The organism is Desulfocastanea catecholica (assembly GCF_054657295.1).
Genome location: NZ_BAAHYZ010000085.1, coordinates 1 through 2,772 on the forward strand (window position 1 = coordinate 1; position 2,772 = coordinate 2,772).

The 2,772-nt window shown below is 54.2% G+C and carries 3 protein-coding genes; 2 read left to right on the forward strand and 1 reads right to left on the reverse strand.

The window, feature by feature from the left end; all coding sequences use genetic code 11:
• On the reverse strand, positions 1-182 hold a 182-nt coding region (locus ACYQ8U_RS22835), incomplete at its 3' end, for a hypothetical protein (RefSeq protein WP_459947865.1).
• Positions 183-280: 98 nt separating this feature from the next.
• Between ACYQ8U_RS22835 and ACYQ8U_RS22840 the strand changes: the two genes are divergently transcribed.
• Positions 281-949, forward strand: coding sequence for a hypothetical protein (locus tag ACYQ8U_RS22840; RefSeq protein WP_459947866.1), 669 nt, complete (start codon positions 281-283; stop codon positions 947-949).
• Positions 880-2,757: a transposase gene (locus ACYQ8U_RS22845; RefSeq protein ID WP_459947867.1), complete on the forward strand. Its 1,878-nt coding sequence runs from the start codon at positions 880-882 to the stop codon at positions 2,755-2,757. Before ACYQ8U_RS22840 ends, ACYQ8U_RS22845 begins: the two co-directional genes overlap by 70 nt.
• Positions 2,758-2,772: the final 15 nt, after the last annotated feature.

Here is a 2,772-nt window from a genome sequence, read left to right on the forward strand (position 1 = left end):
CTATGATCACAATTTTCAGTTGGGTCGTTTAATATCAATATGTTAGACGATGCATTGTGCCATACTTGCCCATGATTTCCTAGGGTATTTTTTAGTGAGTCTTCAGCTGGTGACACCGAGAGAATCATGAACAACGAGCTGAATATAAAGAACAAATCGCTAAATTTCTCCAATTCGGTCATACTACCGCAACCCTTGCCATGTCTCCTATATTCTGATAAAGTATTGCATGTAGAGCCCAATTCCTGGACAAAATGCAATACTTTATCAGGAGGCAATTATGTCCGTCAGGGAAAAGCCGAACCAGCACCTTCTCTCTCTTTTTCACGAACAATCCTGCTGGATGATCGAACCCCTTGCAGCCGAGATGAAGTATTCGATTCCTTCGGTTCGTCGCTTTCTCGCCGAGGTCGGATACTTCAGCAGCTTCACCCACAACGGCAGCTGGTATACGCTTCGTTCTATCCCACGCTTCGACGGGGACGGACTGTGGTTTTACCGCGATATCGGCTTCTCGCGGTCCGGGAGTCTCACCAAGACATTAATCGATCTTGTCGTGCGAAGCCCGACGGGCATGACTGCGGAAACACTGGGCGCAAAACTTCGAGTAAGGTGCCATTCCGTCTTGGTTCAGCTGTGCCGCAACTGCAAAATGCAGCGTCAGAAGATAGCACGGTCCCATGTCTATTTCTCCATCGATCCGCCCATTGCCAACGTTCAGCGCCGGGCTATGTTCAGCCGGAAGCCGGCAGAGCTTCCCGCGGAGATCGCGGTTCTGATCCTGGTGGAGTTTATCCAGAATCCCGACTCCAGCTTCGAAGATCTGAAAAGAGCGATCTCGCGCAAGACACGTGTTGCCACCGATGCAAGGCAGATCCAATGGCTCTTCGAGCAGCACGGTCTAAAAAAAACAACTTCAACTCAGGCGCCGCCGCCTGGCGAGCCTTAAAAAGCTGTCTTACCCGACTGTCGATGGAAACATCGCCGGCTTCGTTATTTCCCCAGCCGCCGGTTATCCGGTTCTTCCCGAAACAGGAGGTGTGCGGCTGCGGCAGGAAGCTTGTTGTCCAGAAGACGCGGCGAAAGTCGGTTCTCAGCATGAACGGACCGTTCATCGCCCACGAGACGGTATATGAATGCCGCATTTGTTCCCGCGTCTTTGGCTCCGAGGAACTTCTCCGGCTTGCTCCCAGTCGCTGCAATGTGGCCTATGATATCCTGGTTTTCGTGGGAGAAGCCTTATTCCGTCGCCACCAAACCATCCTGGAGGTCCGCGCCGGGCTTATTGTCCGGAACGTACGTCTTTCCAACTCCGAGATCGCTTATCTGGGGCGTAAGTTCATCACTTTCCTGGCCGCCGGGCATCACCGGGCAACCCCGGGGATTCACCAGGCGATGAAGCTTTCCGGTGGTTACGTCCTTCATCTGGACGCGACCCATGAAGGAGATGCTCCGGCGCTGATGACGGGTGTGGACAGCCTGAGCAAGATCGTTCTCGCCAATGTCAAACTACCCAGCGAGCACGCCGACCACATTGTTCCCTTCCTGCGAAAGTTGCAGGCCGACTATGGGACCCCGAGCGCCTGTGTTCACGACATGGGAACCGGCATCATCAAGGCGGTGGCGGAGGTTTTTCCCAACACAAGGGACCTCATCTGCCATTTTCATTTTCTGCGCGACATCGGCAAGGACTTCCTCGATCCGGCTTACGGTGAACTAAGAAAGCGCCTTCGCAGCCATGCGATGACCTCACGGTTACGCACTCTGGTGCGCAATATGCGCGGCCGTATTTGCGAGTATGGCGAAGCTGCGCCTCTGCTTATGGCCGAGGCTATCAAGAACACTACTGCCCTTGAAGATACAAGCCGTATGCCCCTTGCCACAGCCTATTCCCTGGCTCTTTGGGCTCTTCAGGGCAAGCACTGCGGGGACGGCTACGGCTTTCCTTTCGATCGCCCGCTTCTCGTGTTCGCAGAGCGCTTGATCGAGTTGAGCACCTTTTTGTCGGACTTGATTCATCTTTTGCCTACCAGCGACCGACACAACAATCAGCCTCTCTTCAAGCTGGCCAGGATAGCTTCCCGTGCCAGAAAGGACATCGGTCTTCGTCAGGCGGTGGAGGAGCTTCGCCAGCGCTCCCAGACCTTCGATCTTTTGCGCAAGGCCATGCGCATCGCTTTGCCTGGTGGTGGTAACGGTCTCAACGATGACGGCACCCCTGAGGACATGGCCAGCATCCGTCAAGGCGTTGCCCGGTTCCGGGAAGAGCTCGAAAAGGATCCCAAATTTACAGCGGATCGACTCAGCCAAAAAATGGCCGAACAGATCGACAAATACGGCGATAAGCTCTTCGCCGAACCCATCGAAGTAATGACTCCCCAGGGCAAGGCTCTCATCTATCCCCAACGCACCAACAATATCCTCGAGCAGTTCTTTCGAGGTGTGCGCAGGGGGCACCGCCGGAAAACCGGCAACAATTCCATGCACCGGGTGCTGCAAACAATGCTCGCCGATACCCCTCTGGTCAAGAACCTCGACAACCCCGCATATATGGAAATCCTTCTTGACGGCAAAGAAAACCTTGTAGAGCTATTCGCTGAACTGGGACCATCTGAGCTCACCAACGCTGCGGCTGAATCGCATCCCGAAACCGATCGACTGCTGCCTGGCTTTCGCGCGCTCATCAACCACCCAACTCTGCCCAAAGAGGTGGCTCAATTATTCACCAGGCACTTGGAGCGGAGCAAATCCAACTGAATTTTGTTACAATAG